Origin of the sequence: Pseudomonas entomophila (genome assembly GCF_013523125.1) — a bacterium.
In the GTDB taxonomy this organism is placed as follows: Bacteria; Pseudomonadota; Gammaproteobacteria; order Pseudomonadales; family Pseudomonadaceae; genus Aquipseudomonas; species Aquipseudomonas entomophila_B.
Map to the genome: position 1 here is coordinate 1 of NZ_JAAMQJ010000025.1, position 26,950 is coordinate 26,950.

A 26,950-nucleotide genomic window follows, 5' to 3' on the forward strand; every position below is an offset into this window, starting at 1 on the left:
CTTTGGCGGCGGCGGTGGCAGCTTCGGGGGCGGAGGTTCGTCCGGTGGCTGGTAGAACGACACTCAACGAGATGAGGACGGCATGACACTGCTCAGCGAATACGAACAACGCCAGGTGGCCGAAGCCATCGCCCGCGTCGAGCGTCACACCGATGCCGAACTGGTCACGGTGCTGGCGCGCCGTGCTGACGACTATGCCTACATCCCGCTGCTCTGGGCCAGCCTGGTGGCCTTGATCGTGCCGGGGGTGCTGCACTACGTGTTCGGCTGGCTGGGGGTGAACCTGCTGCTGTTGACCCAGTGGCTGACGTTCATCGTGCTGTGCCTGGTGTTCCGCTTGCCGGCCCTGACCACACGCCTGATCCCGCGCCGCGTCCGGCACTGGCGAGCGGCCAACCTGGCGCGCCGGCAGTTCCTCGAGCAACGGCTGCACCACACGGTCGGGGGCACCGGGGTGCTGATCTTCGTCAGCGAGGCGGAGCGCTACGTCGAGATTCTGGTGGACCACGGCGTGGCCGAGCGTCTGGGCGATGACGCCTGGGACGGCATCGTCGCCCGCTTCGCCGAGCAGGTGCACCAGGGCAGGACCCTGGACGGCTTCGTCGAGTGCATCGAAGCGTGCGGCGCGCTGTTGGCGGTGCATGTGCCACTGACGCAGGCACGGGATGAGCTGCCGAACCGGTTGGTGGTGTTGGACTGAGGAGGCGTGTCTGGGCGCTGGGGTTGCTACGGGTTCGAGCCATGGTGTTTACCGGCACGGTGGTGCTCCTGCAGGTTGACCTGACGCATAGGGGGGGCTGATTTCATGGGCCCTGCGGGCCAGGCCTTTCAACGTCTTTGGAAAAAGCTCCAGGATGGGATCGTTTGTTGCACTCATCGATTCAACGACATGATACAGGCACGCGCAGCCCTCCTGTGGGAGCGGGTGAACCGCTCTGCCAGATCAGCAATGCGGTTCACATTGTGTTAGGCAAAGACGTTGAAAGGCCTGGCCCTGCGGGCCCAATCGCGGCCGGTCCGGCGCCCCGGCAGGGGCCGCTCACCCGCCCCAGTGGTGCGGGCAATCACGGTCCATGTGGGAGCGGCCCCCGTGCCGCGATTGGGCCTGCAAGGCCCACACATCAGCCCACGCGGTGGTCCATGTGCCGAGCAGGAAAGGACAGCTGCTTATGCAAATCCGACCCAATCCTCACGCCAACCGCAACACCACCACCCCCACCAGGATCACCCCCACCGACACCCAGCGTGCCCGGCCCACCGGTTCCTTGAGCACCCACCAGGCGATCAGAGTGGCGAACAGGATCGAGCTTTCGCGCAAGGCGGCGACCATCGACACCGGCGCCAGGGTCATGGCCTGCAGAGCCAGCGCATAGGCGGCCAACGTGCCGAAGCCGCCGATGGCACCCAGGTGCGCATTGCCACGGGCATAGCGCAGCAAACGGCGCCCGCGGGTCAGCCCCGCCCACCCGGCGATCACCGCGCCGCCCAGCAGGAAGATCCACAGCGTGTAGGCGATCGGCGATTGCGACAGGCGTACACCCGCGCCATCGACCAGGGTGTAGGTCGCGATCAGCAGGGGGGTGAGCAGCGCCAGCCCCAGCCCATCCCGACGCTGCGCCCGAGCGCCTGCCAGGGTCAGCAGGATGCCCAGGCAGATCACACCGATGCCCAGCCAGGCGCCCACCGTGAGGTGTTCGCCCAGCACGAGCGTGCCGAACATGGCCACCAGCAGTGGCGCGACACCCCGCATCAAGGGGTAGGTCTGGCTCATGTCGGCGACGCGATAGATGCGCGCGACCAAGGCGTAGTAGAGCACCTGCAACAGCGCCGAGGCGACGATGAACGGCCAGCTCGCCGGTGCCGGTGCCGGTGCCGGCAGGAAGGGCAGGGCAGCGGCGGCCCACAGGGCGGCGCAGGTGGTGACCAGCATGGTCGTCAGGAAGGTGTCCTGGCCGGCCTTGACGATGGCGTTCCACAGCGCGTGCAGGACGGCCGCCAGCATGACCAGTTCGAAAGCGTACGATGACATCGGTGCATCCCTGTGTGCAGGTGAAAAACAGCGCAACTCGGTGCGCCCATCGACAAAGGCTGCGCCCGGTAGCGCCTCGACGTAGAATGCCGGCCACAGCGCCTGCGGCGCGTCATTCGATCTTCGAGGCACCCCGTCCCATGTCCGTGACACCCCCTGCTGCTTCCACGCCCGATGCGCGTGACCGGTTCCTGGCCCTGCTGGCCGCTGCGCTCGAGGGGCAGCACCTGAGCAAGCTGGTCCTGGCGCGCCCCGTCGGCGCCGACGAGACCTTGCAGCGGCTCATCGCCAAGCCGGTGCGGATCAAGGACCAGGACTGCCTGTCGCTGGTCTACCGTCACCAGACCCGCGATATTACCCGTAACCTGCCTACGGCGCAGGCGCTCGAGGCCGTGGCCGAGCTGCTGCCCGGCAGCTTTCGCAACGCGCATTTGTTCAGCGACGAGGGCGAGACCCAGTTGACCTTCAGCAAGAAGGGCAAGCCGATGCTCCAGCAGCACGGCACGCCCGTGGCCCGCGAGCAGGCCTCGACCGGCCACGACCGGGAGAAGAAGCGCTACCTGGACCTGTCACGCCCGTTCCTGCGCGACCTGGGCGTGACCGATGCGCAAGGGGCATTGATCCCGTCGATGTCGCGCAAGTGGAAGCAGATCAACAAGTTCATCGAAGTCTTCGACCATGCCCTGGGCAACGCCGCACTGGACGCCGGGCAGCCGGTGAAGGTCGCCGACTTCGGCTCCGGCAAGGGCTACCTGACCTTCGCCATCCACGACTACCTCAGCGACCGACTCGGCCGCCAGGCCCAGGTCACGGGCGTGGAGTTGCGCCAGGAGCTGGTGACACTGTGCAACGGCGCGGCCGCGCGGCTGGACCATCCCGGTCTGGATTTTCAATGCGGTGACGTGCGCAGCGTAGTGCCCGCGGCGATCGACGTGATGATTGCCCTGCATGCCTGCGACGTGGCCACCGATTATGCGATCCACACCGGTATCCGCTGCGGCGCGACGATCATCATGTGCTCACCGTGCTGCCACAAGCAGATCCGCCCGCAGCTGCACAGCCCCGACGTCCTGCAGCCGATGCTGCAGTACGGCCTGCACCTGGGCCAGCAGGCCGAAATGCTGACCGATGGCTTGCGCGCGTTGTACCTCGAGGCCTGCGGCTACGAGACCAAGGTCTTTGAGTTCATCTCGCTGGAGCACACCAACAAGAACAAGATGATCCTGGCGGTCAAGCGCGCCCAGCCGGGCGACAACGCGGCGCAGTTGGCCCGGATCGACGACTTGAAGCGCTTCTATGGCGTGCGCGAGCATTGCCTGGAAACCCTGCTGCGCGCCGATGGCTGGCTCGCCCAGCCGATCGCTGCGGCGCACTGAAGCCCGCTGCCGCTAGCGCCGCGGGGTCGGTACGGCCACGGCCAGGTCCTGCATCGCCAAGGGGTGACTGGCGGCATCGAAGAAATGCACCGGCGTGCTGGCGAGCCCGGCGAAGCGTTCGCCGAAGTGGCGTTTCTGGTTGAGGATCGCCGCCTCGCCCAGTGACCGCAAGCCGATGGCCAGGTGCTTGGGGCGGGCCTGGCGAATGGCCTCGAGCAGGTGCTGGTCGCCGTTGTCCAGGTGCTGGCCCAGCAGGCACAGCCCGCGCCGCTCGCGTGCCAGCTCGCCCAGGCTCGCGCTCAGGTAGTCCGATTGGCGGATGACCCGGAGCTTGTCGTCGCTCGGCCCTTCGTTGACGAACAGCGGCACTTCCCCTGGCAGGTTGACGGCGAAGCCATCGAGCAGCTCGCTGCCACGTGCCGCGCGCTGACGCGTGCTGCCATCGGGCAGCTTGAGCAGGTGCAAGCCGCCGTGCAGATGCAGCACCTGCGTGCCCGTGCCGGTCCGCTGGCGCACGTCGAAGAAGCCCTGCTCGTCGAAGTGACTGGCGAAGCCGTCGGGCGCCTGCTGCACGGCCCAGGGCAGGAGCAGGTCGTAGTTGCTGGTATAGACGCGAGCGTAGCGGCGCAGCTCGGTGTTGAGGCGTTGCAGGGTCGGCTCGGGCAGGCGCCCGAACGGCACATGCACCGCGCGCACGGCGTGGATCAGCGCTTCCTTGATCGAGTAGTAGCGGTTGAGCGGCGCCGTCGAGCCAATGGCCAGGGCGGCGTTGGCGCGCACCGTGGTGTTGAGCGCGCTGAGCACCGGTTCGAACAGTTCACTGCCCAGCGACTTGAACAAGGCCTGGTCGCTGACGCCCAGCGCCTTGTGCCGGACCTGCTGGGCCTGCTCGAACAGCGAAAAATAGCCGAACGGTTTCCAGATCGCCCGGCTGGCGCCGTTGCCCAGCAGCAGGGCGTCGCACGGATGACGGTCGCTGACCTCGGCCCAGCTGGGCAGGTGAGCGTCTGAAGAAGGCTGTGGCATGGGAGAGATCCTGCAGGCGATGAACGCCCGCACTCTACCACGTGAGGGGCGGCCGCCGGGCTGCCCACTCGCGTCGCGTTGACAGGCTCAGTCGTTCAGGCCGGCCGCACGGGCACGGGCCGCGTGCAGCTTCTTGTAGCTGTCGATCAGGCGCAGGTGGCGGTCCAGCCCTTCGAGTTTCGAGCTGGTCGGGGTCAGGCCGTGGAAACGCACGCTGCCGTCGACCGACCCCAGCACCGCGTCCATGCGCGCATCACCGAACAGGCGGCGGAAATTGCCCTCGAAATCGGCCATCTCCAGCTCGTCGTCCAGCACCACTTCCAGCACGGCGCTCATGGCCTGGTAGAACAGGCCCCGGTCGAGGGTGTTGTCGTTGTACTGCAGGAACGCACCGACCAGGTCCAGGGCCTCTTCGAACTGCTGCAGCGCCAGGTGGATCAGCAGCTTCAGCTCGAGGATCGTCAGCTGGCCCCAGACCGTGTTGTCGTCGAACTCCACCCCGATCAGCGTGGCGATGTCGGTGTAGTCGTCCACCTCGCAGTCCTCCAGGCGCTCGAGCAGCGCTTGCAGGCGCGTGTCGTCCAGGCGGTGCAGGTCGAGGATGTCGCTACGGAAGGCCAGCGCCTTGTTGGTGTTGTCCCAGATCAGGTCGTCGACTGGGTAGATCTCCGAGTAGCCCGGCACCAGGATGCGACAGGCCGCGGCGCCCAGGTCGTCATACACCGCCATGTAGACCTCCTTGCCCAGCGCTTCGAGAATGCCGAACAGCGCGGCGGCCTGGTCGGCGGTGGATGCCTGGCCTTGCTCGGAGAAGTCCCACTCGACGAAGTCGAAGTCGGCCTTGGCGCTGAAGAAGCGCCAGGACACCACGCCGCTGGAGTCGATGAAGTGCTCGACGAAGTTGTTCGGCTCGGTCAGCGCCTGGCTCTCGAAGGTCGGGCGCGGCAAGTCGTTCAGGCCCTCGAAGCTGCGGCCCTGCAGCAGTTCGGTGAGGCTGCGTTCCAGCGCCACTTCCAGGCACGGGTGCGCGCCGAACGAGGCGAACACACCACCGGTGCGCGGGTTCATCAAGGTCACGCACATGACCGGGAATTCGCCGCCGAGCGAGGCGTCCTTGACCAGCACCGGGAAGCCCTGTTCCTCGAGGCCGCGAATGCCCGCCAGGATCGAAGGGTACTTGGCCAGCACCTGCTCGGGCACGTCGGGCAGGGCCAGTTCGCCCTCGAGGATCTCGCGCTTGACCGCGCGCTCGAAGATTTCCGACAGGCACTGCACCTGGGCCTCGAACAGCGTGTTGCCGGCGCTCATGCCATTGCTCAGGTACAGGTTCTCGATCAGGTTGGACGGGAAGTACACCGTCTCGCCATCGGACTGGCGCACGAACGGTAGCGCGCAGATGCCGCGCTCGGTGTTACCGGAGTTGGTGTCGTACAGGTGCGAGCCACGCAGTTCGCCGTCGGGGTTGTAGATGGCCAGGCAGTGGGCGTCGAGGATCTCCTTGGGCAAGGCATCGCGGCGCCCCGGTTTGAACCAGCGCTCGCTGGGGTAGTGCACGAAGGCGGCGTTGGCGATGTCCTCGCCCCAGAACTGGTCGTTGTAGAAGAAGTTGCAGTTCAACCGCTCGATGAACTCGCCCAGCGCCGACGCCAGGGCGGCTTCCTTGCTGGCGCCCTTGCCGTTGGTGAAGCACATCGGCGACTGCGCATCGCGCACGTGCAGCGACCAGACGTTGGGCACGATGTTGCGCCAGGAGGCGACCTCGATCTTCATCCCCAGGTCGGCGATCAGTGCGGACAGGTTGGCGATGGTCTGCTCCAGCGGCAGGTCCTTGCCCAGGACCTCGGTGTGGCCCGAGGTGTCGAGGGCCGGCATCAGCAGGGCCTGGGCGTCGGCGTCGAGGTCGTCGACCGCTTCGATGACGAACTCGGGGCCGGTCTGCACCACCTTCTTCACGGTGCAGCGCTCGATGGAGCGCAGGATGCCCTGGCGGTCCTTGTCCGCCAGGTCGGCGGGCAGCTCGATCTGGATCTTGAAGATCTGCTGGTAGCGGTTCTCAGGGTCGACGATGTTGTTCTGCGACAGACGGATGTTGTCGGTCGGGATGTCGCGGCTCTGGCAGTACAGCTTGACGAAGTAGGCCGCGCACAGGGCCGAGGAGGCCAGGAAGTAGTCGAACGGACCTGGGGCGGAGCCGTCGCCCTTGTAGCGAATCGGCTGGTCGGCCACCACCGTGAAATCGTCGAACTTGGCTTCAAGTCGCAGGTTGTCGAGGAAGTTGACTTTGATTTCCATTGCAGGCGGCACCGTGAGCACGAGTGAAACGAAAAGGCATGACGCAGCCGACACCCGGCACGGATGAAGACCACGAAAAGAAGCCTGGGGGAACGAGAGGTGGGCATTATCCGGGTTTTGTCGGGCAAAGTCTTGCGCCGCCCAGGGGAGGGAGCTGACGACCATTCGTCGGCCGATGAGGGCGGTTCGGTTGAACCGAGGCGCATGCGCGTCACTCAGGTTAAGGGTAACCCATGAGATTTCGAGGAAACGATTCGCGTCATGGACTCCCGGCCCGATCATCACCAAGCGCCCATTCCTGTACTGGAGGAAGTGGCCAGCCTGTCGAAGCGGACCATTGTCACGGGCACCACGACCGTGGACAAACAGGTGCATGCGCATGAACAGGTGATCAACGACACCCTGCGTCGAGAAGGGGCGTCGGTCGAGCGTGTCGTCAAAGGCACGCCGGTGGACCGGGACCACCCGCCGCAGACGCGGATCGAAGACGGCGTGACCATCATTCCTGTACTCGAAGAAGTGCTCGTCGTCGAAAAGCGCCTGGTGCTCAAGGAAGAGCTGCATATCCGGCCTTTCGTCGAAGACGTTCCGTTTCAACAGACGGTCAGCCTGCGTCGTGAAGACATCGTGCTCACGCACCGCGAGGCATCGACCGACGACCCGCAAGGCGACACGCCTGTCGCCGACCGGACCTCCAGTTCCATTACCTGCAAAGAGAGAGACGCATGACTCATACACTCGTTGCCGCTTTCGACACCCTGACCGAAGCCCAGGCCGCCAAGCGCGAGCTGCTGGCCCAACACGTGCTCGAGAGCAATATCGAACTGTCGTCTTCCGAATTGCATGCCGCCGAAGGGCGTGCCGACGATACCGCTCATCATGAATCCTTCGGGGAGAAGGTCAGCCATTTTTTCAGCTCGCTGTTCGGTACCGATGAGCACGATGCCAGCAAGCCGCACCGTTATGCCACCGCTTACCCCGAGCTGTCCCGCCGCGGTGCGGCCGTGCTGACCGTGACGGTCATGAGCGATGAGCAGGCCGACAAGGCCGAAGACATCCTCGAGCGCAACGGCGCCATCGACGTCGACGAACGCGTCGCCGGCTGGAGCCGCGAAAACACCGGCGCCACGACCCACGTCGCCGGCACTCATCTGGGTGCTGACCGCGCCGAGGTCGTGGACCGCAGCCTCGATACGCCCGTTGGCGATGCCGCGATCCCGGTGATCGAGGAAGACCTGCGCGTCGGCAAGCGTGAAGTCACCACCGGCCGTGTCCGTGTGGTCTCGCGCATCAGCGAGCGCCCCGTCGAAGAAACGGTGAACCTGCACGAAGAACACGCCCACATCGAGCGTCGTCCGGTAGACCGCCCGGCCACCGCAGCCGACCTGGATGGCTTCAAGGCAGGCTCGATCGAGATCCAGGAGACCGCCGAGCAGGCCGTGGTCGAGAAGTCGGCCCGTGTGGTGGAAGAGGTCAGCGTGGGCAAGCAGTCCAGCGATCACCAGGAAACCATTCGTGACACGGTCCGTCGTACCGATGTCGAGGTCCAGAACGATCCAGGCACCGTGCGTCGCGATGCCTCGATCGACACACCGCACGATCCCCTCAAACGCCATTGATCGTGGCCGGGAGGCTGGGGGACGTTAGCGTCCGCTGGCCCTGCCCATCGCTTGACCATTTCATTCAGAGAAAGGAAATCGACATGAGTCTCTTCGGCACCATCCTCGAAAAACTGGGCCTGCGCAAACACGATCAGGGCACTGCGCCAGCGGCCAGCGACGCCTCGACCGCCGGTGGCGGCGCCGCCTCGCCAAACGCTTCTGCCTCGGCCACACCAGGGGCCACGGCGTCGGCGTCCACGCCCGCACCGGCCGCGCTGTCGCAGGTCGACGTCGCAGCCAAGCTCGACGGCCTGGCGGCGCAGAACGGCGAGAAGCTGAACTGGAAAACCTCGATCGTCGACCTGCTCAAGCTGCTGAACATCGACAGCAGCCTGAGCAATCGCAAGGAACTGGCCAAGGAGCTGAACTACACCGGTTCGACCGACGACTCGGCAGCCATGAACGTCTGGCTGCACAAGGCCGTGCTGAAGAAGCTGTCGGAAAACGGTGGTCAGGTGCCTGCCGACCTGCTCGACTGATCGAGGGACCACCCTTCGCCAGAAGGGCCATGAAACGGCCGCCAGTGTGACGGGACAGACGTCCTGCCACGCGGGTGGCCGTTTTGTCGAGGCTGGGCGCGTCGGGCCACGGCGGCGGACTGTATCGACGGACGGTCATCCATCCATGGCCGACGCAGGTATTCTCCTTGCCCCTAGAACAGACATCCCAGGAGACCGGCATGACCAGGCCTCTTCTGCTGGTGGCCATCGTGGTCCTCGTCAGCCCAGGTGCCTGGGCCCAGCAGATCCAGCGGCAGCTGGGCGATTTCGACTTCAAGCTCGGCACCACCCCCTCACGCAGCATGGCCCAGGGGCTGATCGCGCCCAGTGCCGTCAGCTCGTTTCATGGCGGACTGGACTTCACGCATCCGAGCGGTCTGTATTTTGGCCAGTTCGCGCCCAGCATGGGCATCGCGCCCACCTCCACCTTGCAGCTGGACAGCTACCTGGGCTACCGCCACCGCTTCGACACCAGCCTGGGGTACGAGGTGGGCATGATCCATTACAGCTATCCTGAAATCTCCGGCGGTGACAGCCATGCCGTGTATGGCGGGCTGACGATGCTGGGCAGTCGGCTGGGCGGTGCGCTCAACGACAACCCGGACAACCGCACGGGAACGCTGTATGCCGACCTGGGTCAGGTGCCCCTGCTCGACATCGGCGTGACCTTCAAGGTGGCGCATCACCGCCTGGGAACGCCGTTCACCATTGGTGGTGGCAATGAGATCAATGCGTTCAGCGACTGGTCCGTGAAGCTGTCGCGGCCCTGGCTAGGCATGGACCTGGACCTGATCTACAGCGGTTCGGACCTGAGCGGTAGCGGCTGCGACGTGTATTCGGGCATCAATGCGCAGTGCGACAGCAGGGTCATGCTCAAGGCCCAGCGCAGTTTCTTCTAGCCGTGTCCACGTGGCGGTTGAGTCGTCGTCCCGTTGGCCGTGTCGAAACGACAGGCATGCTCGCCACCTGTGGGAGACGATGAGTTGGGCAACGACAGCGAGAACCCCTGCACCTCGAACTGCAAGCTCCGCGACGGCGTCTGTACCGGCTGCGGGCGGTTGAAGGACGAGATCCGTGAATGGAAGCGCCTGAAGAAGAGCGAGCGTGCCGAGGTGGTCAAGCAGGCCAAGGCTCGCTTGAAGGCGCTGAAGAAAAAGAAGTGATTCGCCTGGTGGGCGAGGGTGCCTGCACGGCCGTCATCGCCGGCAAGCCGGCTCCCACAAGGTGACATGGCGATCTGTCAGATCATTGATACAGTCCAGGCACCTATGACCATGCCGCGGTGAGGTCGGCCGCTCACGGGCCTGTGGGGGCGGGCTTGCCCGCGATGGCGTCCGGCCCGTCGCCTGTATCGCGGGCAAATCCCACTGAGACCAACGCCATCGATAGCGTCGGCGTCCCAGGTCTTGCGCCTTCAGAGGTCCAGGTCACCGATGCCGTCAGGTTGCGCGGTGCGCCGTAGTTCGAGCTGCTGCCGGTCTGCAGCGATTGCAGGTACTTGCGGTCGGTCACGTTGTTGAGGTTGAGCGACGTACTCCAGTGAACGTCGATGTCGTAGGTGGTCATCAGGTCCAGCAAGGCATAGGCCTCCTGGCGCGCTTCAGGATAATCGTCGCTGCGCACGGTGCTCTGCCAGCTCAGGCGACCGCCGACCTTGACCTGCGGCAGGGTCGGCAGGCGGTAGGTCAGCAGGCTGCGCAAGGTGTGGCTAGGGACGAACTGACTGATACGGTCGCGAATGAGAATTCGGTGCAGATAATATCAATTCGCTGGCGCAGTTTCACAAATTGTTAACAAAAAGGCAGCCCGGCAATGTGGGACAGCAAGACCTGGCCCGGGCGTTCACCGGGTCATGACGGTGAACTAAAGCGGTCATCGGGCGATCACTCTTTCTGCAACGTCTACGCGACTCTGAGGGCCAGCGTACCCACGCCGAACCGTGATCCAGGTCGCTGAACCTCGAGGAGACCGCCGTGACCGCAACTGCCTACCCCCTCCATCGCTGCCGGCCCGGGCCGCTGCACGCGATCCTGCTCGCAGGCGCCGTGCCGCTATTTCTGGGCGCGCTGCTCAGCGACATCGCCTATGCCAAGACCTACCAGATCCAGTGGAGCAATTTCGCCTCGTGGCTGATCGCAGGCGGCCTGCTGTTCGCCGGGCTGGCCTTGCTGTTCGCTCTGGTCAACCTGATCCGTGCCGAGCGCAAGAGTGGGCGTGCGGCGCTGTATTTCGTACTGCTGCTGGTGACCTGGGTGCTGGGCCTGGTCGGCGCGTTCGAGCATGCCAAGGATGCCTGGGCGATGATGCCGACGGGGCTTGTCGTATCGGCCATCGTGGCCCTGTTGTCGTTGATCACGGCCTGGATCGGCTTGACCGGCCTGCGTTCGGAGGAGGTGGCATGAAACCGACCTATGCCTTGACGGCCCTGAGCCTGGCCCTGCTGCTGAGCGGCTGCGGCGACACCGACCCCGACGCGACCCAGGCCCGTGGGCCGGACCCGAAGCTGCCCGAGCAACAGCGCGGCCTGTTGCCGAGCATGAAGATCGCCGAACCGAGCGCCTGGGGCGACCGCACGCCCACGGTGCCGGACGGGTACGCCGTCACGGCGATCGCCAAGGACCTGAAGATTCCACGCCAGACCCTGGTGCTGCCCAACGGCGATATCCTGGTCGCCGAGGGCCGCGGCGGCAATGCCGCCAAGCTCAAGCCCAAGGACGTCATCGCTGGCTACATCAAGGCCAAGGGCAACACCCAGGTCAAGGGCGGCAACCGTCTGACCCTGCTGCGCGACGCCGACGGCGACGGGCGCTACGAAGTGCAGACGGTGTTCGCCGAGAACCTCAATGCGCCGTACGGCCTGGCCCTGGCCAACGGCAAGCTGTACGTCGCCAACCAGGACGCCCTGGTGACCTTCGACTACACCGAGGGGCAGACCCAGGCCAGCGGCGCGCCGGTCACGCTCACCGAACTGCCGTCGCAGATCAACCACCACTGGACCAAGTCCCTGGCGGTCAGCGACGACGGCCGCTTCCTGTACGTGGGCATCGGCTCGAACAGCAACGTCACCGAGCGTGGCATGGAGGCCGAGGTGGACCGCGCCGTGGTCTGGCAGATCGATGCCCAGACCGGTGCACACAAACCCTACGTGACGGGTATCCGCAACCCCACGGCCCTGACCATCCAGCCCGGCACCGGGCAGGTCTGGGCGGTGGTCAACGAGCGCGACGAACTGGGCCCGGACCTGGTGCCGGATTACCTCAGCTCGCTGAAGGAAGGGGCCTTCTACGGCTGGCCCTACAGTTACTGGGGTCAGAACGTCGACCCCCGCGCCCAGCCGCAGGATCCGGCCAAGGTCGCCTCGGCCATCAAGCCGGACTACAGCCTGGGTTCGCACGTGGCTGCACTGGGTGTCGATTTCTCGCTGCCGGCCATGGGCGAGCGCTTCGCCGACGGCGTGTTCGTCGGCGAGCACGGCAGCTGGAACCGCTCCGAGCCGGTGGGCTACAAGGTCATCTTCGTGCCGTTCCGCGACGGCAAGCCAGCCGGTGAACCGGTCGACTTCGCCACGGGCTTCCGTGATGACGACGGCAAGACCCGCGGTCGCCCGGTGGGCGTGACGGTGGACCCGAAAGGCGCACTGATCATCGCCGACGACCTGGCCAACACAATCTGGCGCGTCACGCGTACGCCATGAGGTGATCGGCTGCCCGGCCCCTGCCAGGCAGCCTTGCAGGTCCGGGCCTTCGGTCTTGCGGCAGGCAAGCGCATTGCCGTCACCTGTGAGACCATGGTCCGGTGTTCGGCCACGCAGTATCCAGAAAACACCCGATGAAGACACCAAAACGGATTGAACCGCTGATCGAGGACGGTCTGGTCGACGAAGTCGTCCGGCCCTTGATGAGCGGCAAGGAAGCAGCGGTCTATGTGGTCCGCTGTGGTCAGGCCCTGCGCTGCGCCAAGGTCTACAAGGAGGCCAACAAGCGGAGTTTCCGCCAGGCCGCCGAGTACCAGGAAGGGCGCAAGGTGCGCAACAGTCGCCAGGCCCGGGCCATGGCCAAGGGCTCCAAGTACGGTCGCAAGGAGGCCGAGGATGCCTGGCAGAACGCCGAAGTGGCGGCCTTGTTCCGCCTGGCCAGCGCCGGTGTGCGTGTGCCCAAGCCCTATGACTTTTTGGACGGTGTACTGCTCATGGAGCTGGTCACCGACGCTGACGGCGATGCCGCGCCACGGCTCAACGATGTGGTGCTGGAGCCGCAGCAGGCTCGCGAGTACCACCAGTTCGTCATCCGCCAGGTGGTGTTGATGCTGTGCGCTGGCCTGGTGCATGGCGACCTGTCCGAATTCAACGTACTGCTGGGTCCCGACGGGCCGGTGATCATCGACTTGCCGCAGGCCGTGGATGCGGCGGGCAACAACCATGCGTTCAGCATGCTGGCGCGTGACGTCGAGAACATGAACGGTTACTTCGGCCGTTTCGACCCGTCGATCAAGCAGACGCGGTATGCGCGGGAGATCTGGTCGTTGTACCAGGCCGGTCGACTCACGCCGGACTCACCGCTGACGGGGGTGTACGAAGACGATACCCACGAAGCCGATGTCGGAGGTGTATTGCGGGAAATCGAGGCGGCCCAGTTCGAGGACGCTCGTCGCCGTGCCGGCAGGGCGGACGCCGAGCAGGGTCCGAACAGGGACCCGGAACCGACCCCACCCTGGTTGCAGTGACGCCGCAGGCGCCGCCACCTGCCAGGGGGCGGCGACCGTTTGGCTCAATGGGCCGGTGCCTTGCAGGGCGCGCTCAGTAGCGTAGCGAGCACGATCACCAACGCGCCGCACAGCATCCGCAGCGAGGGTGGTTCGCTGAACAGCCACCAGGCGCCTGCGATCGCATAGACCGGCTCCAGCGCGATGATCATGCCCGCCGTGCGAGCCTGCAGGCCCTCCAGGCTCTTGACGAACAGGAGCTGCGCCATGCCTGTGCAGAACACGCCGAGCAGGATCAGGTGCGTCCAGTCATCGCCGCCCAGTTGCAGCGCACCCGAGGCGCCCAGGGCCACGGGGCCGACCAGCATGGCCACCACCCCGTTTTGCCAGAAGGCGGTCTGCAACGCGTCCATGCTGGCGTCGCGGCGTCGATTGACCACGGTCAGCACGGCGAAGGCCAGGCCCGAGGCCAGCCCCCAGGCCAGCCCCAACGTCCCCTGATCGAACAGGCCGAACGACGGCACCACCAGGACCAGTCCGGTCGAGACCAGCATCAGCAGCAACGCGTCGAGGGCACCGAGGCGATCACGAAAGACCAGCACGTCGATCAGCGCGATGAATGCCGGAAACGCGGCGAACCCCAAGGTCGCCATGGCCACGCCGCCGACCTTGACGGCGACGAAGAAGGCGACCCAGTGCACGGCTAGCAGCGTGCCGGTCAAGAGAATCACGGGCAGGTTGCGCCAGGTCAGCGCGTCCAGCAGGCGCGTACCCTTGAGGCCAGCCACGAAACCCAGGGCGATGAAGGCGATGGCGGCACGGCCGAAGGTAATGACGCTGGCGTCGGCCTGGATCAGGGCGCCGAGGATGCCGGTGAGGCCGAACAGCACGGCGGCGAGGTGCGCCACGAGCAATGCGGTGCGCGGACCGGTCGAGACGTGGGCGCCGGGGAGGGAGGTAGCGAGCATGGGCAGTCAAATCTTCACGAAAGCGCGCGCGGGCGCTTGCTGGCCGCGTGGCACGAGGTTGTTCGAACGAGGGTCAGGGGCGTGCAGACGCAGAGGCCGATGCACAGGGCGCCGCAGCGTTGGAATTGTAAAGCGAGGCTGCCGACTCGCGGTGTCGCGCAGAGCGGCCCATGGCGCAGGGCGGTTCTGAGGGCGGGAGTATGAGGGGGAGGAGAGAAAGGCGATCGATTGTCAGAGACGGGCCGTTGTCTGATTGCGACATGCAGGTATCAGCGTGCGCCATTCAGGAGTGTTCGTGGCGGTTGTGGCTGAGGCGGCCGTGTTCGTCGGTTGTGGCGGTGTGGTGAATGTTGCGGGCCTGAAAGGCCAGGCCTTTCAACGTCTTTGAAAAAACGCCAGGATGGGGTCATTTGTTGCACCCATCGAATCACCGACAGGATACAGGCACGCGCAGCCCTCCTGTGGGGGCTTGCCCGCGATAGCGTCCGGCCCATCACCGCCTGCATCGCGGGCAAGCCCGCTCCCACACGGGGTGAACCGCTCTGCCAGATCAGCAATGCGGTTCACATCGTGTTAGGTAAAGACGTTGAAAGACCCACAAGACAGCCCTGCAAAAACATCCCTTCGCCCCGTCACATCGACCTCACCGCTGCGCCAGCACTGACGCCAGCAGCCCCGGAAACCGTGCCTGCATCGCCTCGGCCCGCAGCGAGTTCATGTGCGTGGTGCCGACATTGCGGGTCTGCACCAGCCCGGCATCGCGCAACACGCGAAAGTGATGGGACATGCTCGACTTCGGACGGCCGCCGTCCAGTTCGCCACAACTGGCTTCGTCCACCGTGGCCAGGCAGCGCACGATGTCCAGGCGAACGGGATCGCTCAGGGCGTAGAGCACGCGTTCGAGCACGAAGTCATCAGGATCAGGGTGTGTGTAGGATCGCATGGCGCACATGATAACGGGGGTTTCATCAAATGCCATAGTTCGATTATGATCGAACTATCGAAAACACGTGAGCCTCCCAAGGAGCCTGTCCATGTCCGCACTGTTCCAACCCTACACCCTCAAGGACGTCACGCTGCGTAACCGCATCGCCATCCCGCCGATGTGCCAATACATGGCCGAGGACGGCCTGATCAACGACTGGCATCATGTCCACCTGGCCGGCCTGGCCCGAGGCGGTGCCGGGTTGCTGGTGGTCGAGGCCACGGCCGTGGCGCCGGAAGGTCGCATCACGCCCGGTTGCGCAGGCATCTGGACCGACGAACAGGCCGATGCGTTCGTTCCGGTGGTCAAGGCCATCAAGGCGGCCGGTTGCGTGCCGGGAATCCAGATCGCCCACGCCGGTCGCAAGGCCAGCGCCAACCGTCCTTGGGAAGGCGACGACCACATCGCCGACAACGATCCACGGGGCTGGCAGACCATCGCGCCGTCGGCCATCGCCTTCGGCGAGCACCTGCCGAAGGTGCCGCGCGCCATGACCCTGGAGGACATCGCCCGCGTCCAGCAGAACTTCGTCGATGCCGCCCGCCGTGCCCGTGATGCCGGGTTCGAGTGGATCGAGCTGCACTTCGCCCACGGCTACCTGGGCCAGAGCTTCTTCTCCGAGCACTCCAACCAGCGTACCGATGCCTACGGTGGCAGCTTCGACAACCGCAGCCGCTTCCTGCTCGAAACCCTGGCTGCCGTACGCGAAGTCTGGCCCGAGCACCTGCCCCTGACCGCGCGTTTCGGCGTGATCGAATACGACGGTCGCGACGAGCAGACCCTGGCCGAATCCATCGAGCTGGCGCGTCGCTTCAAGGCCGGCGGCCTGGACCTGCTGAGCGTCAGCGTCGGGTTCACCATTCCTGACACCAACATCCCGTGGGGTCCGGCCTTCATGGGGCCGATCGCCGAGCGCGTGCGCCGCGAGGCGGACCTGCCCGTGACCTCGGCCTGGGGCTTCGGTACGCCGCAACTGGCTCATCAAGCCGTGGAAGCGGGTCAACTGGACCTGGTCTCAGTCGGTCGTGCTCACTTGGCCGACCCGCACTGGGCCTATTTCGCCGCCAAGGAACTGGGGGTGGACAAGGCGTCCTGGACGCTGCCAGCTCCCTATGCCCATTGGCTCGAACGCTACCGCTGAGCCTGCTAGGTGGCCGGTCGCCATGATCCAGTGGGCCGGCCTCCACGACATCGACGGGAACTTATCGGCCCTGAGCCTTCCGAAAACAGAACTGTTTACCGGTGAGTTTTCGAGGAGGCACGATGCAGTGGGAAGCGTGGCTGGACACGACGGTCTGGTTGAATATCGGAATCGTCGCGACCGCAACCGTGGTCATTCATCTGGTGTTGCGCAGCCTGGTATCGTTGCTGCGCAGGCGCCTGACCCAGGAAGAAGACGCCGTGGGCGGCCACAAGGGCCGCATCTGGGCGAAGGCCATCGTCACCCGCACCAGCGGTGTGTTGCTGTTCGTCTTTTCTCTCTTGCTGGCCCTCAAGCTGATCGACCTGCCCAGCACCTGGCGAGCAGGGTTGTCCCATGGCTGGTTCGTGGTCCTCGCCTTGCAGGTGGCCCTGTGGCTGGATGCCTGCGTGCGCCTGTGGGGGCGAGGCCTGCTGTTCCACAAGGACAAAGGTCATTTCAACCCGGTCATGACCACCATCGTCTCGGTGCTGGGCCTGATCGTGGTCTGGGCGATCATGCTGCTGTCGATCCTGGCCAACCTGGGGGTGGACATCACCGCGCTGGTGGCCAGCCTCGGCGTTGGCGGTATCGCCGTGGCCCTGGCGGTGCAGACGGTGCTCAGCGATATTTTCGCTTCCCTGTCGATCGGCTTCGACAAGCCATTCGAGATCGGCGATTTCGTGGTCTTCGGCGACGTGGCCGGGACCATCGAGCACATTGGCCTTAAGACCACCCGCATCCGCAGCCTCAGCGGCGAACAGGTGGTGTGTTCCAACGCCGACCTGCTCAAGCAGACCCTGCACAACTACAAACGCATGGACACCCGCCGCATCGTCTTCACCTTCGGCATCAGCTACGACACGCCGTCCGACAAGGTGCGCGCGGTCTCGCCCATGCTGCGCGGGATCATCGAGCGCCAGCCGGACACGCGTTTCGATCGGGCGCACTTCCTGTCGTTCGACGAGAGCCGCCTGCTGTTCGAGGTCGTGTACATCGTCCAGAGCCCGGACTACAACCGCTACATGGACCTGCAGCAGGAGATCAACCTGCAACTGCTCGAGGGGCTGCGCGACCTGGAGGTCCGCTTCGCGCACCCGGTGCGCAACGTGCGGGTCATGAACAACCGGCTGCCGGAGATGCCGGTGACGGTGGAGGCGCAAGGCGTGCCACGGCAGAGCGCCGGGGCGGCGCACTGACCGTCGGCCCGCCAGCCGTGCCGGCACCGCGCTGCCATGGGGTCCGCTATCACGGACCTGTGGGAACGGACAGCAATCATTCACAGGCTTTTGTGGGCCCTGTGGGCCATGCCTTTCAACGTCTTTGGAAAAAGCCTCGAGACAGGGTCATGGTTGCACCCCCAGATTCACCGGCATGATGCAGGCAAGCGCAGCCCCACAGGATGGTGTCCGAGCGGATACATGCCGGCAGGTTTCATGCGGGCTGGGTGGGAGCTGGCTTGCCAGCGATAGGGCCTGTTCAGCCCCTGCAAGGTGGATAGGCCGGCGCTCTGTCTGTCGGCGATGCAGCAAGGCTGCCGACGCTATCGCGGGCAAGCCCCACAGGGTGGTGTCCGAGCGGATACATGCCGGCAGGTTTCATGCGGGCTGGGTGGGAGCTGGCTTGCCAGCGATAGGGCCTGTTCAGCCCCTGCAAGGTGAGTAGGTCGGCGCTCTGTCTATTGGCGATGCAGCGAGGCTGTAGATGCCATCGCGGGCAAGCCCCACAGGAGGGGATGAGTCGCTCTGCCAGATCGGCGATGTGGTCCACCTCGTGTTGGTCAAAAACGTTGAAAGCCCTGGCCCTGTGGGACCAATCGCGGCCGGTCCGGCCGCGATGGGCCGCAAAGCGGCCCTAAATCGATCAGCAATAAAGCCCCGGATCCTGCCAGCTACCGTCATGTTCTCTGCGCGACAGCGTGAGGCCGAGAGGCTCCATGAGCGGATAGCCTCACCCTCGCTACCGCGATCAGAGACCTGCCTGTCCTCTGTCCTGAGGCGCCAGGATCGCGTTGACCACCACCTCAGGTGCCTCCACAGGCAACTGATGCCCGCCATGTTCCACCACTTGTAACGTTCCTCGACTCACCGACGTGGCGATTTCCCGACCCAGCTCAGGTGGGGTGGCGGTGTCCTGGCCGCCTGCCAGGACCGTGACCGGGCAACGAATTTTCGCCAGGCAGGCCCGCATGTCCCTGCGCTCCAGGACAGCGGCTTCCAGTGCCTGAGCCACATCGTTCGGCGCACAGTGGCCCAGCGCCTGACGCTGCCGTGCCGTCTCGGCCGATTGCCAGCGCCCTGGCGCCGGTCGACCGGCGAACGCCTGCACCTCGTCGAACACCGCTTCGCCTGCGCCCGCCAGCAACCGCTCATGGCGCCTGCGCCAAGTCGGCAGGCGTTCGGCCGGCTCGGCGCGCGCACTGGTGTTGATCACGATCAGGCGCGCCACGCGCTCGGGAAAGGCTGCCGCGAGCTGCAGCGCCACCATGCCCCCCTGACTGTGCCCCACGAGCGTCACAGGCGTCGCATCGTTTTCCTGTGCCCACAGGGCGAACAGGCGAGCCATGCCGTCGAGCGTCAGGCCGGCTCGCCACTGGCTGATGCCATGGCCTGGCATGTCGAACGCCAGGCAGCGATGGCGGGCGCTGCACGCCTCGACCACCGGGTTCCAGACGTGACGGTCCAGGAACAGCCCATGCAGGAACATCACCGGGCTACCGTTGCCCACGTCGTTCCAACCCAGGCGTACGCCATCCACCCGCAACTGACGCGCAGGCGAGCCGGTGGCGCGTGCCTGGGCGATCACCAACGAATCCTCGAAGATCTGGTAGCGGCCGATCAGGCCATCGCTGAGCGTGAAGCGAATGGCGAAATCACTGTCGACCAGGCTCATGCCTGGCAGCACGCGGTGGCGGAAACGACCGATGGCGACGACGTCCTGTCCATCGACCAGCAGGCAGCGAATGGAAAACGTCTGCGCCTGGAAACCCTCGGAAAAGCGCGCCAGCCAGGTCGCGATGGCGGCGTGGCCTTGAAGCAGGCCCACGGTGACCACCTCGGGGTCGCCATCGATGTGCCAGATGGCCTGCGGATGGATGCACTCGAGGGTCGCCTGCACGTCGCCGCGTGCGAACGCATCGAAGTAACGTCCGATCAAGGCCTTGGCGTATTCGGGTGATGGCTGTGTCATGCTGGATCCTCGTTGGGCGGGTGGCCTATCATCCCCCGCGCTTCACTTCGACACCCATGACGAAAGCGGGAAGACGGTTTTCCAACGATGAACACCCCCCTGAACTGGAACGACCTGCGGTACTTCGCTGCCGTCATGCGCCACGGCGGCCTGAGCGGCGCGGCGCGCCATCTGAACGTGGGCATCCAGACCGTGGGCCGGCGCATTGGCGCGCTGGAAAGTGCCCTGGGTACCACGCTGTTCGTGCGGCACGCCAGCGGCTACCTGCCCACGGACGATGCCCAGCGGCTGATGGGTGAGGCGGAAGGGGTGGAAGCGGCCATCGCACGCTTCACCGCCCATGGCGCGTCGGTTGAAGCCGTCGCTGGCAGCGTACGCCTGGCCGCGCCCCAGACCTTGCTCGACCACGTACTGATGCCCGCCTTGCAGCCCTTGCTGACTCAGTACCCCGCGCTGCAACTGGAGTGCCTGACCGGCGTAGCGTCCATCGGCATCGCGCGAGGAGAGGCCGATCTGGCCCTGCGTCTGGTCAAACCGGAGCACGGCGCGCTGACACGCCAGCGGGTAGGCACCCAGGTGTACGGCCTGTACGCCGCGCCTGGCACGGACACGGACCTGTCACGCGTGCGGCTGATCGGCTGGAGCGGGGATGTGCAGCTACCGGCCATGGGGTGGCTGGAAGCCTTAACCGGGCGCCAGCCGGATGTGCGCACCACGCACCTGCACAGTCAGCGTGCAGCGATCAGCGCAGGCCTTGGGGTCGGGATCCTGCCGTGCTTTCTGGCGCAGGGGCTGCAGCGCCTGCCGACCACCTTGCCCATGTGCGAGACGCTCTGGCTGGTCGGTCATGCCGACAGCGCCATCGCTCGGGTCCGGCGAGTCCGCGAAGAGATCGTCAGCATCCTCGCCCAGGCGGCGGGACGGCTCGAAGGGCTGGAAACACCGCCTTCACCTCACACCACCGGCAACGCCTGAAGGGGTGGCCGGCGACGTGGGTTCCAGGCTGCCGAACGGCACCAGCCGTTCGGCCAGGTAATCCAGCAGGGCCCGCACCTTGGGCAGGTTCTCGCGGCTCTTGAGCCAGACCAGGTTCATCGGCAGGCCGTCGGTCGCCAGGGCAGGCAGCACCTCCACCAGCGCACCCGTGTCCAGATGTCGCTGCACCAGCCAGGTAGGCAGTTGTCCGATGCCGTGGCCGGCGAGCACGGCGGCGACTTCGCCCTCGCCATCGCCCACCGCGATGCGTGTCTGCACCACCCGGCGCTCCTGGTCGCCCGCCTGGCGACCCTTGAAGAACCATGGGCTAACCTGGCCATCGCCATGGGCGTAGCCCACGCAGTGGTGATGGTCCAGATCGCTGACCGATTGCGGTAGGCCGTGCGCCGCCAGGTAGGCGGGCGAGGCGCAGAACACCAGGCGTTGCGCGCCGAAATAGCGGTGCCCCAATGCCGCGGACCAGGCATCCGAGCCGCCAATGCGCACGACGATGTCGATGCCCTCGTGCGCCGGGTCGACGAAGTGATCGGAAAACGAGACATGCGGTTGCAGGCGCGGATGCTGACGCACGAATTCCAGGATCAGCGGCAACACATGCAGGCGCCCATAGGACGCCGGCAGGTCGATTCGTATGCGTCCCTGCGGCTCATGGTCATGGGTGACCAGGGCCGTTTCGGCCTCTTCCAGTTCCGCCAGCACCGACGCACACGTCCGGTAGAACGCCGCCCCGGCCTCGGTCAGGGTCAGGCGCCGTGTGGTGCGTTGAAACAGGCGCACACCCAGGCGTTCTTCGAGCCGGGCGATGCTCTTGCCCACGGCTGAGCTGGTGAGGTTCAGGCGATCGGATGCGGCGGTGAAACCGCCCAGGTCGGCCACGGCGACGAACACATCCAGGCCCTTGAGCCGTTCGGACCCTTGCATCAGTGATACTCCAATTGAGGAATTCATATCCGGATAATCAGGATCTTTTACCCGAGATCCTCCATGGATTCTCCAATAGCCTGACGGCAAATCGTTTGGAGTCAAGTGTCATGTCGTCCGTATCCACCTTCGAGGCAGCATCGTCTGCCCCGGCGTCCACCCGTTCAGGCGTGCCGATCCTGATCATGGCCGTCGCGGCCTTCATCATTGTCACCACCGAATTCCTGATCCTCGGCCTGCTGCCGGCCCTGGCCCGCGACCTGGGCATCTCGGTGGCCCTGGCCGGCCAGACCGTCACGCTGTTCGCCTTCACCGTCATGCTCTGTGGGCCCTGGCTCACGGCGCGTCTGGCGCGGGTCGAGCGCAAGCGGCTGTTCACCTGCATCCTGCTGGTGTTCGCCGCCGCCAATGCCCTGGCAGCGGTGGCCCCGAACGTCTGGGTGCTGGCACTGGCCCGATTCATTCCGGCGCTCGGCCTGCCGGTGTTCTGGGGCACGGCCAGCGAAACGGCCAGCCAGCTAGCCGGTCCCGGCAACGCAGGCAAGGCCGTGTCGCGGGTGTATCTGGGCATCTCGGCTGCCCTGGTGTTCGGCGTGCCCCTGGGAACCGTGGCGGCCGATACCGTCGGCTGGCGCGGCAGTTTCTGGCTACTGGCCGGGGTGTGCCTGGCCATTGCCCTGCTGATGCACCGGGTCATGCCGTCGCTGCCAGGTGCCCCAGCGGCTGCCGAGGGTGAGCGGCAGACGGTGATCCTGCGTGAGCCACGCTTCCTCGCCCACGTGTTGCTGTCGGTGCTCACCTTCACCGCCATGTTCACCGCCTACACCTACCTGGCCGACACCCTGGAGCAACTGGCCGGGGTGCCGGCAGGGCAGGTGGGGTGGTGGCTGATGGGCTTCGGGGCGGTCGGCATGGTCGGCAACCAGCTGGGTGGCTACCTGGTTGACCGCAGTCCGCTGGGGGCGATGCTGCTATTTCTGGTGGTGCTGGCCGTCGGCATGCTGGCCGCCGTACCCGCCGCTCGTCACGGACTCTGGTTGGTCGTCGCGTTGATCGCCTGGGGCGTGGCCTACACGGCGCTGTTCCCGATTTGCCAGGTGCGCGTCATGCAGGCTGGGGGCAAGGCCCAGGCGTTGGCCGCGACCCTGAACATCTCCGCAGCCAATGCCGGGATCGGCCTGGGCGCGATCCTCGGGGGCGCCGGCATCACTACCTTCGGGCTGGATCACCTGGGGCTGATCGCCACGGCGATCGCGCTGCTGGCCATCCTGCTGACCTTGGGAATGCTCAAGCGCCGTTGACCGCTTTCATAAGGCGCGAGATCTCTTGTTGATTTCAAAAGGAATAATTTCAGTATTTGTGGGCCCTGCGGGCCCAATCGCGGCACGGGGGCCGCTCCCACACGGATCGTGATTGCCTGTACCACTGCGCCGGGTGGGCTCCCAAGACCCTGAAGGACTGGAGGTGGCAGGCAATCCTAGATCACCTGGTCCTTCTCCGGGACCGCATGGTCCAGATCGCTTCGCTGCGGCTCTGCCGGGTGCAGGGTGATCGGCACGGACTTGGCGGCCGGCACCTTGCTGCGCTCGGCATAGTGCCACAGCGGGATCAGCGGGTTGGCCTCCGGGTAGTAGGCGCCAGCGCAGCCTTCGGGGATGTCGTAGGCGATGATCTGCAGCGGCCCGACTTCACGGCGCACCTGGACATCGACGGCCGTGCGCGCGCGCACCCAGTCTCCGGCGGCGAAGCCCAGGCGCACGATGTCGTTGCGGTTGAGGAAGATCACGCTGCGAGTACCACTGACACCCCGGAAGCGGTCCTCGTAGCCGTAGACGGTGGTGTTGAACTGGTCGTTGCTGCGCAGCGTCATCAGCTGCACCACGTCGCGGCGGCTGCCATCGACGGGCATGTCGGGGTTCTCGTCCAGCCCGTTCGGCACCTTGAATTGTGCCTTGCCCGAGGGCGTGGCCCATTCACGGCGGGTGGCCGGGAGCGGTCGATGGAAGCCGCCGCGTTCCCACATCCGGGCTTCCATGTCGTGAAAGATCTCGGGGTAGACCTGACCGATGGCCTGGCGGATCAGCGCATAGTCCTGGCGCCAGGCCTCCCACGGGATCTGCGTGCGTCCCTCGAGCATGGCCTGGGCCAGGCCGGCGACGATGGCCACTTCCGAGCGCAGGTGCTCGCTGGCCGGCTCGGCCGTGCCCCGCCAGCCGCGGATGCAACCGGTGCTGTCCTCGGTGCTGTAGGCCTGCTCATGGCCGTCCTGGCGGTCGATCTCGATGCGACCCAAGCAAGGCAGCAGCCAGGCATCGGCACCCGGCACCAGGTGGGTACGGTTGAGCTTGGTCGCCACCTGCACGTTCAGCTTCAGGCCGGCCCAGGCCGGTTCCATGCGATCGGTATCGGGAATGGCACGCAGGAAGTTGCCGCCCAGGCCGATGAACGCCTTGACCCGTCCGGCGACGATGCCTTCGCAGGCATCCACGGTCGCCATGCCCTTGTGCTCGGGCACCTTGAACCCGAACAGCGACTCGATCTTCTCCACCGGCACCTTGGCCGGGTCTTCGGTGATGCCGACGGTGCGCTGGCCCTGCACGTTGGAATGCCCGCGCACCGGGCAGATACCGGCGCCGCGCTTGCCGATGTTGCCGCGCAGCAACAGCAGGTTCACCAGCATCTGCACGTTCTCCACGCCATGGCGGTGCTGGGTCATGCCCATGCCGTAGACGATCATCACCCGCTCGCTGCGGGCGTAGACCGTGGCGGCGGCTTCCAGCGCGCCGCGGCTCAGGCCGCTGCGCTGCTCGAGCGCCTCCCAGCTGTGGCGATCGATGCTCGCCAGGAAGGCGTCGAACCCTTCGGTATGGGTCTCGATGAAGGCCCGGTCGATCACGGGGGCATGCCCCTGGGCCATGGCCTGGCGGTCCATCTCCAACAGCGCCTTGGCGATGCCCATGACGGCCGCCGTGTCACCGCCGACGGCCACCTGGTGGTACTGGGTGCTGATCACCGTGGACTGAGGCCCGAGCATCTCGCTCGGAGACTGCGGATTGACGAAACGCTCCAGCCCCCGCTCGCGCAACGGATTGAAGGTGATGATCGGGACATGGCGCTTGCGGGCTTCCTGCAGCGGGTGAAGCATGCGTGGGCTGTTGCTGCCGACGTTCTGGCCGAAGAAGAACAGGCAGTCGGTGTGCTCGAAGTCCTCCAGTGTGACCGTGCCCACGGGTACACCGATGCTTTCCTGCAGCCCGACCGAGGTGCTTTCATGGCACATGTTCGAGCTGTCTGGCAGGTTGTTGGTGCCATAGGCCCGGGCCAGCAGCTGGTACATGAAAGAGGTTTCCAGCGAGGCGCGCCCCGAGGCGTAGAACACGGTCTCGTCAGGGTGCAGCGTCTTCAGGGTGGCGCCGATTCGCGCATAGGCCTCCTCCCAGGAGGTGGGCAGATAGCGGTCGCTGGCCGCATCGTAATGCATCGGGTGGGTCAGGCGTCCATGCTGCTCGAGCGCATAGTCGGTCCAGCCGCGCAGCTCGGTCAGCGTATGGCGCTCGAAGAAGGAGGGCTCGGTGCGCAGGGCGGTCAGCTCCCAGGCCGTGGCCTTGGCACCGTTCTCGCAAAATTCCAGCGCATGCGGGTCGCCTGGCTTGGCCCAGGCGCAGCTGACGCAGGCGAAGCCCTTGGGCTTGTTCTGCTTGAGCAACGCCATGGGGCCCTTGCGCAAGGCCTGTTCGCGCCAGAGGATGTTCATCACCGAATGGGCCGAACCCCAGCCGCCGGATGCAGAGGTGTAAGGGCGATAGCGGGCAGCGGGGTGGATGAGCCGCATGGCAGGGTGCTCCCTTCAAAGACTGACGTGTCGTGTGCCTAAAGCGTACGAGTGAGCCGTGGGAAGAAAGGTTCTGCCGGCCTGTCGAGCGGCGGGCGCTCTGCGTGTCAGTCGACCTGAAGCAGCACCCCCACGGTGGCGGTCTGGTCGATCAGGCGTACGCTGTCGCGGCCTGCGCGCTTGGCGGCGTACAGGGCCCTGTCGACGCGCTCGATCACGTCCGTGAGGCTGGCACCCGGGGTGTCGAACAGGCTGGCGCCGATGCTCAGGGTCACCGCGTCAGGCGTCTCGAAGGCCAGGGCGGCAGCGGCGTGGAAGCGCGCGCGCAAGGTTTCGCCGACAGTGCGCAGCGCCTCGGCGCAGGTGTCGGCGAGCAGGATCACGAACTCGTCGCCGCCCAGGCGTGCCGACAGGGCGCCGTAAGGCGGCACCGAACGGATCAGCTCGCTCAACATTACCAGCAACTGATCGCCGGCAGCGTGGCCGTGCAGGTCGTTGACCTGCTTGAAGTGATCGATGTCGATCAACAGCAGCCCACCAGGGCACGCCGCCGACACCGCCTCGAGCAACCGAGGCGCACGGACTTCCAGGGCACGCCGGTTATAGAGCGCGGTCAGCGGGTCGCGCGCGGCCAGGCGGGCGATGCGCTTTTCCCGGCGGTGGCGCTCGGTGCCGGTCATCGACAGGGCGATCAGCATGATCGCCATTGCTCCCTCGACCAGCGACACCTGGATGATCTCGCCGCGCAGGGCCGCCAGGTCGAGCAGGGTGCCGGGCAGGACCGCGATGACCGCCTTGGCGACGTAGAAGGCGCCATGGAAGAACAGCACGTGACGCAACTGCACGGCCCCTACGCTCAGAGAACGGCCATGGGGGCGCAGCAGGAAGCTGGCGCGCAGCGACAGCAGCGCCACCAGCGAGGCGTTGACCACCGTCATGACCTTGGACCAGTACGGTTCCGGTGGCAGTGCCAGCATGGCCAGCCAGCAGACGAAGATCAGGTACCAGGCCCGTGACACGCGTGCTTCGGTAAAGCGCGACACCCCCAGCAGGAACAGCCAGTGCGCCGTGATCAGCAGGCCGTTGGCGAACCAGATACCGACCACCAGCAGGCCCTGGCTGCGCAGCAGCGACAAGGTGCAGCCCACGCTGATGGTGGCGAACCCGGCGCTCCAGTACAGCAACGACTGCTCGCGCACGCTGCCCCACTCGACGGCCAGGTACAGGGAAGCGGCGGCGGCCAGGGCGATGGTCAAGGTGAGCATGGTGATGGGGTCGAGCGCCATGGATGGCA

At 65.9% G+C, this 26,950-nt stretch carries 23 protein-coding genes and 1 pseudogene; 14 read left to right on the forward strand and 10 right to left on the reverse strand.

Annotation, left to right across the window (positions count from 1 at the left end):
- The first annotated feature begins 82 nt into the window (after positions 1 to 82).
- Positions 83 to 700, forward strand: coding sequence for a TPM domain-containing protein (locus G7007_RS13810; RefSeq protein ID WP_181102543.1), 618 nt, complete (start codon positions 83 to 85; stop codon positions 698 to 700).
- A 489-nt stretch (positions 701 to 1,189) separates the two neighbouring features.
- Here the strand turns inward: G7007_RS13810 and G7007_RS13815 are convergent, their stop codons facing one another.
- Complete coding sequence (locus G7007_RS13815; protein ID WP_181102545.1) at positions 1,190 to 2,029, reverse strand: EamA family transporter; 840 nt, start codon at positions 2,027 to 2,029, stop codon at positions 1,190 to 1,192.
- A gap of 140 nt (positions 2,030 to 2,169) precedes the next feature.
- On the opposite strand from G7007_RS13815, the gene G7007_RS13820 reads away from it, so the two are divergent.
- A complete protein-coding gene (locus tag G7007_RS13820) occupies positions 2,170 to 3,405 on the forward strand; it encodes a class I SAM-dependent methyltransferase (protein WP_181102547.1) in 1,236 nt (411 codons plus the stop codon).
- A gap of 12 nt (positions 3,406 to 3,417) precedes the next feature.
- On the opposite strand, the gene G7007_RS13825 is transcribed toward G7007_RS13820, so the two are convergent.
- A complete protein-coding gene (locus G7007_RS13825; RefSeq protein ID WP_181102548.1) occupies positions 3,418 to 4,431 on the reverse strand; it encodes a DUF4917 family protein in 1,014 nt (337 codons plus the stop codon).
- Between the two features lie 87 nt (positions 4,432 to 4,518).
- Positions 4,519 to 6,723, reverse strand: a complete 2,205-nt coding sequence (locus tag G7007_RS13830; RefSeq protein WP_181102549.1) for an OsmC domain/YcaO domain-containing protein — start codon at positions 6,721 to 6,723, stop codon at positions 4,519 to 4,521.
- A 261-nt stretch (positions 6,724 to 6,984) separates the two neighbouring features.
- On the opposite strand from G7007_RS13830, the gene G7007_RS13835 reads away from it, so the two are divergent.
- The 5 genes from G7007_RS13835 (at position 6,985) to G7007_RS13855 (ending at position 10,047) form a co-directional block, all read left to right on the forward strand.
- The gene (locus G7007_RS13835; protein WP_219859087.1) at positions 6,985 to 7,452 is read left to right on the forward strand and encodes a YsnF/AvaK domain-containing protein; all 468 of its coding nucleotides are present in this window, start codon (positions 6,985 to 6,987) and stop codon (positions 7,450 to 7,452) included.
- Positions 7,449 to 8,342, forward strand: coding sequence for a YsnF/AvaK domain-containing protein (locus G7007_RS13840; RefSeq protein WP_219859088.1), 894 nt, complete (start codon positions 7,449 to 7,451; stop codon positions 8,340 to 8,342). The genes G7007_RS13835 and G7007_RS13840 overlap by 4 nt, the downstream gene beginning before the upstream one ends.
- Positions 8,343 to 8,425: 83 nt before the next feature.
- A complete protein-coding gene (locus tag G7007_RS13845) occupies positions 8,426 to 8,863 on the forward strand; it encodes a DUF3597 domain-containing protein (RefSeq protein ID WP_181102550.1) in 438 nt (145 codons plus the stop codon).
- A 200-nt stretch (positions 8,864 to 9,063) separates the two neighbouring features.
- A complete protein-coding gene (locus tag G7007_RS13850) occupies positions 9,064 to 9,783 on the forward strand; it encodes a TorF family putative porin (protein ID WP_181102551.1) in 720 nt (239 codons plus the stop codon).
- An 84-nt stretch (positions 9,784 to 9,867) separates the two neighbouring features.
- Positions 9,868 to 10,047, forward strand: a complete 180-nt coding sequence (locus tag G7007_RS13855; protein WP_181102552.1) for a DUF1289 domain-containing protein — start codon at positions 9,868 to 9,870, stop codon at positions 10,045 to 10,047.
- A gap of 259 nt (positions 10,048 to 10,306) precedes the next feature.
- Here the strand turns inward: G7007_RS13855 and G7007_RS13860 are convergent.
- A pseudogene (locus G7007_RS13860) lies at positions 10,307 to 10,618 on the reverse strand (TonB-dependent receptor domain-containing protein); the annotation flags it as partial.
- 239 nt (positions 10,619 to 10,857) lie between these two features.
- On the opposite strand from G7007_RS13860, the gene G7007_RS13865 reads away from it, so the two are divergent.
- The 3 genes from G7007_RS13865 (at position 10,858) to G7007_RS13875 (ending at position 13,606) form a co-directional block, all read left to right on the forward strand.
- The gene (locus G7007_RS13865; protein WP_181102553.1) at positions 10,858 to 11,286 is read left to right on the forward strand and encodes a DUF2231 domain-containing protein; all 429 of its coding nucleotides are present in this window, start codon (positions 10,858 to 10,860) and stop codon (positions 11,284 to 11,286) included.
- Positions 11,283 to 12,578 (forward strand): PQQ-dependent sugar dehydrogenase, encoded by a 1,296-nt coding sequence (locus tag G7007_RS13870; RefSeq protein WP_181102554.1) that lies wholly within the window; start codon positions 11,283 to 11,285, stop codon positions 12,576 to 12,578. The genes G7007_RS13865 and G7007_RS13870 overlap by 4 nt, the downstream gene beginning before the upstream one ends.
- Positions 12,579 to 12,712: 134 nt before the next feature.
- Positions 12,713 to 13,606: a PA4780 family RIO1-like protein kinase gene (locus G7007_RS13875; RefSeq protein ID WP_181102556.1), complete on the forward strand. Its 894-nt coding sequence runs from the start codon at positions 12,713 to 12,715 to the stop codon at positions 13,604 to 13,606.
- A gap of 44 nt (positions 13,607 to 13,650) precedes the next feature.
- On the opposite strand, the gene G7007_RS13880 is transcribed toward G7007_RS13875, so the two are convergent.
- A complete protein-coding gene (locus G7007_RS13880) occupies positions 13,651 to 14,553 on the reverse strand; it encodes a DMT family transporter (RefSeq protein WP_181102558.1) in 903 nt (300 codons plus the stop codon).
- A gap of 643 nt (positions 14,554 to 15,196) precedes the next feature.
- Entirely contained in the window at positions 15,197 to 15,532 is a 336-nt protein-coding gene (locus tag G7007_RS13885; protein WP_181102559.1) for an ArsR/SmtB family transcription factor, read from the reverse strand.
- Between the two features lie 55 nt (positions 15,533 to 15,587).
- On the opposite strand from G7007_RS13885, the gene G7007_RS13890 reads away from it, so the two are divergent.
- Both G7007_RS13890 and G7007_RS13895 read left to right on the forward strand, forming a co-directional pair.
- Positions 15,588 to 16,679 (forward strand): NADH:flavin oxidoreductase/NADH oxidase, encoded by a 1,092-nt coding sequence (locus tag G7007_RS13890; protein WP_181102561.1) that lies wholly within the window; start codon positions 15,588 to 15,590, stop codon positions 16,677 to 16,679.
- Positions 16,680 to 16,801: 122 nt separating this feature from the next.
- The gene (locus G7007_RS13895) at positions 16,802 to 17,917 is read left to right on the forward strand and encodes a mechanosensitive ion channel family protein (RefSeq protein ID WP_181102562.1); all 1,116 of its coding nucleotides are present in this window, start codon (positions 16,802 to 16,804) and stop codon (positions 17,915 to 17,917) included.
- Between the two features lie 769 nt (positions 17,918 to 18,686).
- Here the strand turns inward: G7007_RS13895 and G7007_RS13900 are convergent.
- Positions 18,687 to 19,907 (reverse strand): alpha/beta fold hydrolase, encoded by a 1,221-nt coding sequence (locus G7007_RS13900; RefSeq protein ID WP_181102563.1) that lies wholly within the window; start codon positions 19,905 to 19,907, stop codon positions 18,687 to 18,689.
- Positions 19,908 to 19,994: 87 nt separating this feature from the next.
- Between G7007_RS13900 and G7007_RS13905 the strand changes: the two genes are divergently transcribed.
- On the forward strand, positions 19,995 to 20,882 hold the full coding sequence (locus tag G7007_RS13905) for a LysR family transcriptional regulator (protein ID WP_181102564.1): 888 nt from the start codon (positions 19,995 to 19,997) through the stop codon (positions 20,880 to 20,882).
- Here the strand turns inward: G7007_RS13905 and G7007_RS13910 are convergent.
- On the reverse strand, positions 20,856 to 21,824 hold the full coding sequence (locus tag G7007_RS13910; RefSeq protein ID WP_181102565.1) for a LysR family transcriptional regulator: 969 nt from the start codon (positions 21,822 to 21,824) through the stop codon (positions 20,856 to 20,858). The genes G7007_RS13905 and G7007_RS13910 overlap by 27 nt on opposite strands.
- Positions 21,825 to 21,934: 110 nt before the next feature.
- Between G7007_RS13910 and G7007_RS13915 the strand changes: the two genes are divergently transcribed.
- A complete protein-coding gene (locus G7007_RS13915) occupies positions 21,935 to 23,125 on the forward strand; it encodes an MFS transporter (RefSeq protein ID WP_181102566.1) in 1,191 nt (396 codons plus the stop codon).
- Between the two features lie 176 nt (positions 23,126 to 23,301).
- On the opposite strand, the gene G7007_RS13920 is transcribed toward G7007_RS13915, so the two are convergent.
- On the reverse strand, positions 23,302 to 25,656 hold the full coding sequence (locus G7007_RS13920) for an FdhF/YdeP family oxidoreductase (protein ID WP_181102567.1): 2,355 nt from the start codon (positions 25,654 to 25,656) through the stop codon (positions 23,302 to 23,304).
- 107 nt (positions 25,657 to 25,763) lie between these two features.
- Complete coding sequence (locus tag G7007_RS13925; RefSeq protein WP_181102568.1) at positions 25,764 to 26,942, reverse strand: GGDEF domain-containing protein; 1,179 nt, start codon at positions 26,940 to 26,942, stop codon at positions 25,764 to 25,766.
- Positions 26,943 to 26,950: the final 8 nt, after the last annotated feature.

Excerpts from the sequence above, each read along its gene's own strand:
- G7007_RS13810 (WP_181102543.1), top strand. The coding sequence starts at position 83 with ATGACACTGCTCAGCGAATACGAACAACGCCAGGTGGCCGAAGCCATC.
- G7007_RS13815 (WP_181102545.1), bottom strand. The coding sequence starts at position 2,029 with ATGTCATCGTACGCTTTCGAACTGGTCATGCTGGCGGCCGTCCTGCAC.
- G7007_RS13820 (WP_181102547.1), top strand. The coding sequence starts at position 2,170 with ATGTCCGTGACACCCCCTGCTGCTTCCACGCCCGATGCGCGTGACCGG.
- G7007_RS13825 (WP_181102548.1), bottom strand. The coding sequence starts at position 4,431 with ATGCCACAGCCTTCTTCAGACGCTCACCTGCCCAGCTGGGCCGAGGTC.
- G7007_RS13830 (WP_181102549.1), bottom strand. The coding sequence starts at position 6,723 with ATGGAAATCAAAGTCAACTTCCTCGACAACCTGCGACTTGAAGCCAAG.
- G7007_RS13835 (WP_219859087.1), top strand. The coding sequence starts at position 6,985 with ATGGACTCCCGGCCCGATCATCACCAAGCGCCCATTCCTGTACTGGAG.
- G7007_RS13840 (WP_219859088.1), top strand. The coding sequence starts at position 7,449 with ATGACTCATACACTCGTTGCCGCTTTCGACACCCTGACCGAAGCCCAG.
- G7007_RS13845 (WP_181102550.1), top strand. The coding sequence starts at position 8,426 with ATGAGTCTCTTCGGCACCATCCTCGAAAAACTGGGCCTGCGCAAACAC.
- G7007_RS13850 (WP_181102551.1), top strand. The coding sequence starts at position 9,064 with ATGACCAGGCCTCTTCTGCTGGTGGCCATCGTGGTCCTCGTCAGCCCA.
- G7007_RS13870 (WP_181102554.1), top strand. The coding sequence starts at position 11,283 with ATGAAACCGACCTATGCCTTGACGGCCCTGAGCCTGGCCCTGCTGCTG.
- G7007_RS13875 (WP_181102556.1), top strand. The coding sequence starts at position 12,713 with ATGAAGACACCAAAACGGATTGAACCGCTGATCGAGGACGGTCTGGTC.
- G7007_RS13880 (WP_181102558.1), bottom strand. The coding sequence starts at position 14,553 with ATGCTCGCTACCTCCCTCCCCGGCGCCCACGTCTCGACCGGTCCGCGC.
- G7007_RS13885 (WP_181102559.1), bottom strand. The coding sequence starts at position 15,532 with ATGGCATTTGATGAAACCCCCGTTATCATGTGCGCCATGCGATCCTAC.
- G7007_RS13890 (WP_181102561.1), top strand. The coding sequence starts at position 15,588 with ATGTCCGCACTGTTCCAACCCTACACCCTCAAGGACGTCACGCTGCGT.
- G7007_RS13895 (WP_181102562.1), top strand. The coding sequence starts at position 16,802 with ATGCAGTGGGAAGCGTGGCTGGACACGACGGTCTGGTTGAATATCGGA.
- G7007_RS13900 (WP_181102563.1), bottom strand. The coding sequence starts at position 19,907 with ATGACACAGCCATCACCCGAATACGCCAAGGCCTTGATCGGACGTTAC.
- G7007_RS13905 (WP_181102564.1), top strand. The coding sequence starts at position 19,995 with ATGAACACCCCCCTGAACTGGAACGACCTGCGGTACTTCGCTGCCGTC.
- G7007_RS13910 (WP_181102565.1), bottom strand. The coding sequence starts at position 21,824 with ATGCAAGGGTCCGAACGGCTCAAGGGCCTGGATGTGTTCGTCGCCGTG.
- G7007_RS13915 (WP_181102566.1), top strand. The coding sequence starts at position 21,935 with ATGTCGTCCGTATCCACCTTCGAGGCAGCATCGTCTGCCCCGGCGTCC.
- G7007_RS13920 (WP_181102567.1), bottom strand. The coding sequence starts at position 25,656 with ATGCGGCTCATCCACCCCGCTGCCCGCTATCGCCCTTACACCTCTGCA.
- G7007_RS13925 (WP_181102568.1), bottom strand. The coding sequence starts at position 26,942 with ATGGCGCTCGACCCCATCACCATGCTCACCTTGACCATCGCCCTGGCC.